We start from the raw sequence: 3,654 nt of genomic DNA, 5'->3' as shown, positions 1-3,654 counted from the left end.
AAAAATTCAACTAACAAAGAAAAACATTTATCTTTGAATTAATTAACAGAACACTCTCTTAGTAAAAGTCCAAATTAGTTTGAAGACGTACAGTTACTTCAAAATTATCAAAATTAAGAGTTGCTTTCTTAATTGATGAAATTCACAGAAGTAATAGTGGTTCACAAAACGAAGAAATGATAAGTGTTTTCGATGAATTGCAAAGTGGTTTTGATAATAGCAAGGTTTACACAAATACAGTTCATAAAAAGAATTTAATTATTGGTTTTACAGCTACACCAAGCGATATTACTTTGGCTCGATTTGGAGAATTTAATAAATACGCAGAAGCAGAGAAAATTTGGATACCTTTCGATAGTTATACAATGAAAGAAGCCATTGAAGATGGTTTTATTTTAAATCCAATTAGGGGTATAGTTCCTGTTTCTTCTAAAATGCAATTTGAAATACCTGATAATGATTTAGAAGGCTTTGAAGATGATTTCGGATATGAAGAAATTCCAGATGATACAGATACCGGCATTGATGAAGAAGGAAAAAAATATGCAATACGAAAAAAGAAAATATATGCTAATAAAGAAAGAATTGAAGCTATATCGAAATTCATTGCAGAAAGATTAGTAACAACAGTTTATCATAATATTAGAGGTACTGCAAAAGCAATGTTAGCAGTTTCATCAATACCAAATGCAATCAGATACAAAAGATTGATTGATAAACATTACAAAGATTTAGTAGAACAGAAAAAATACGAGAGATTTAAAGAAGCTCCTATTTATATTGTTTATTCAGATAGTCAAGACCAGCCAAGTAGCAATAGTGTTAATGATGGTATAAACGAAAAACAAGTTTTACAAAACTTTAAATTAGCTAAAAACGGATTAATAATAGTAGTAGATAAACTTCAAACAGGATTTGATGAACCTAAATTACATACATTATTTTTAGACAAAGAAATTAGAGGAATTAATGCAATTCAAACTATATCAAGAGTTAATAGAACAACTAAATATAAGAACGATTGTAAGATTATTGACTTTTCATATAAAAATGTAAATGTTAAGAATATAAAACAAGCTTTTGAGCATTTCAGTAATGTTGTAGTTTCAGACTTTGATCCATTAGGTGACGAAGAAAGACTAGATATTTATCTTAAAGAATTAAAAGACCAGGATTTATTTAAAACGCATTTTAAAGCATTTCAAGAATACAATACTACTAATGATGATATAAATCTTATTCTCGCAATAGATAATGATTTTACGAGGTTTATAATGTCTTCAAAGAAAGAGGCGAAGAAATTAAAACAAATCATAAATGACTATTTCAAAATATTAAATCTTATAGAGTTTGTTATTGAAATAGATAAAAAATATAGCGAAGAATTATTTTTACAATTTTGGAGAAAGTTCAGCATCATTTATGGACAAATTAACAAAGGCCAAGATGAAATTGATGATGTAGAAATATACTTTGATAACAAAATTGGTATTGTTGCTCCACAAGATTATAAGGTTAAAGAAAAAAACAAAATTAAAGGAGTTCCAAACGGTTCAGATGATAACAAGTATAAATACAATATTCTAAAAGTTATCGAGAAACGCAATCAAGAAGAAGAAGCTATTGCAGAATTAATTGAAGACTTTGAAAATAAAATTGATGCTTTTTTTACTTTCATCAAAGCCGATGAAATGGGAAAAAGATTAATTGCAAAAATCAAAGATGATGGTTCAGCATTCTCTCAAGATGAAATTTATACTGACTTCAATAAATTGTATAGAAAATATACAATAATGAATAAAGATTTAGGAGAATTTTTCAAAAGAGAAACAAAAGATATTCTAAACCAATTATGTGATGATTTTGAAAGGACGATAAATTCTTCTAAACTATAATTATTTTTAATTTCCAATGAATATTTCAACCATCACATTCATAGTATTAGGTGCTATATTGTTGTCATATATATATGTTCAGCAAAATAAAAAGTCACTTCAAAAAAAAATAGAAGCTGAAAGACTTGAAAAAGAACGCCAAAAGGAAGAAAGAATACGTTTTGAATTGGCAGAAGCCAAGAGGCTAAAGGAGAAAGTGATTGTAGAAGGAATGTACCAAGATATTTTATTGGCTAATAAGAAGTTTGGCAAATTCATTTCATTCAAAGATGGGTATTTCAATAACAATAAACTATTTATCTGGAAGGCTTCTGTAAATACCCTATACAATGATTTAAGCAAATATAAAATTGAAACATTAAAATTAGATAACGCTATTGTTTTGGAAGTTAAGCAGCTAAGCACCAACTATAATACTGGAGAAACAATTCGTAACACTTATAACAAGAAATTTATTGAAAGAGAATTAAAAGAATGCGATACACTTTTTTCAAATATTGAAGGTCAGTCATTAGATGAACAGCAGCGTTTAGCAGTTATTAAGGATGAAGATAACAACTTAGTTATTGCAGGTGCAGGTAGTGGAAAAACCACAACTGTTGCAGGTAAGGTAGTCTACGTTATAGACCGTTTCAAGGTTGATCCAGAGGACATATTACTAATAACATTTACAAAAAAGGCTAGTGATGAAATGAAACATCGTATCAAGCAGAAAATGAATATTGATATTGAGGTTAACACATTCCATTCATTCGGTAGAAAAGTAATTGGAGAAGCTACAAACAAGCGGTCTCTCTTCGGTCGTTCCCTTTGTTCCGTTCGGCTGTTCCAGTCGGTCAACCTTATATTTTCATAAGAACATTTTCGGTAAATATGTAATTTATTGTTTCAATTCAATACTTAGGTTTCCCTCCGTTCCACAGACACTTCACAGCACTAAAAAAAACAGCAGCTTGAAAATAAGCAGCTATTTTTTTGCGCTGTTTCGTTCCTCATCTTCACACGGTCTCTTCCTGCGTTCGGCAGGGCTTATGCATCCACAATACCGCTTCATTCCGTTTCGCTCCGTAAACTACGCTACACTACATTCCAGCAGTATTATGTCTGCCGCCCTTTATTTTTTCAGCGGTTGCTCCTTCGCACAGCCATCGGGGTTGGCTCCGTTAGCACTTTGCCCTAAATCAAGGAACGCCAAAGGCTGACTTATATTTTTTCCCCGCCGTTACACGCTGCTATCCCTACATTCCACTTCGCTATCGCTACGTTTCATTCTCGGTCTAGCGTGGCTGTTCGATTGCCGCAACACCGCCACTACGCTCCTCGAAAAAACAATAATTTCCGCTAACGCTACAATCATTATTTTTCTGCGGTGCTTGGGGGTGTTTGATTGCCGATTCCAAAAGAAGCATCCCAGAGAAAAGACTACACAAGAAACATCCTGCTACAAAAAAATAAATAAAAAGAAAGTAAAGATAAGTTCCGGTTTCAAAAAGTAAAGTTCAAGCCCTGCGGGTTTTTGAAAAAATCTCCACCCTTACATTTCCAATTCAACTTTTGATTATACGATGACAATTTCTTTCCATAAGAACAGTTGGGTAGTATTTTTTCAAAAAAACTTGACTTCTTTTGAAACCTCCACTGATACGACGACTTTCTTTTTTTTCTTTTTCTTCTGAAAATGATTTATTTAAAAGGTTCTTTGACATTAAAAAACGCTAAAGGGTAAAATTTTCTTCTGCGTGCTCGTGGCAACAATGGT

Annotated in this window: 2 protein-coding genes; both read left to right on the top strand. The window is 31.6% G+C overall.

Annotated elements, in window-relative coordinates:
• The first annotated feature begins 176 nt into the window (after positions 1–176).
• Complete coding sequence (locus BUC16_RS17375) at positions 177–1,895, top strand: type I restriction enzyme subunit R domain-containing protein (protein WP_244534387.1); 1,719 nt, start codon at positions 177–179, stop codon at positions 1,893–1,895.
• 16 nt (positions 1,896–1,911) lie between these two features.
• A complete protein-coding gene (locus BUC16_RS17370) occupies positions 1,912–2,751 on the top strand; it encodes a UvrD-helicase domain-containing protein (protein WP_073372083.1) in 840 nt (279 codons plus the stop codon).
• The last annotated feature ends 903 nt before the right edge of the window (positions 2,752–3,654 follow it).

The organism is Flavobacterium fluvii (assembly GCF_900129545.1).
GTDB lineage: Bacteria > Bacteroidota > Bacteroidia > Flavobacteriales > Flavobacteriaceae > Flavobacterium > Flavobacterium fluvii.
This window is presented reverse-complemented; position numbering and strand designations above follow the sequence as displayed.

Coding starts and splice junctions, on each gene's coding strand:
- BUC16_RS17370 (WP_073372083.1), top strand. CDS start 1,912: ATGAATATTTCAACCATCACATTCATAGTATTAGGTGCTATATTGTTG.
- BUC16_RS17375 (WP_244534387.1), top strand. CDS start 177: ATGATAAGTGTTTTCGATGAATTGCAAAGTGGTTTTGATAATAGCAAG.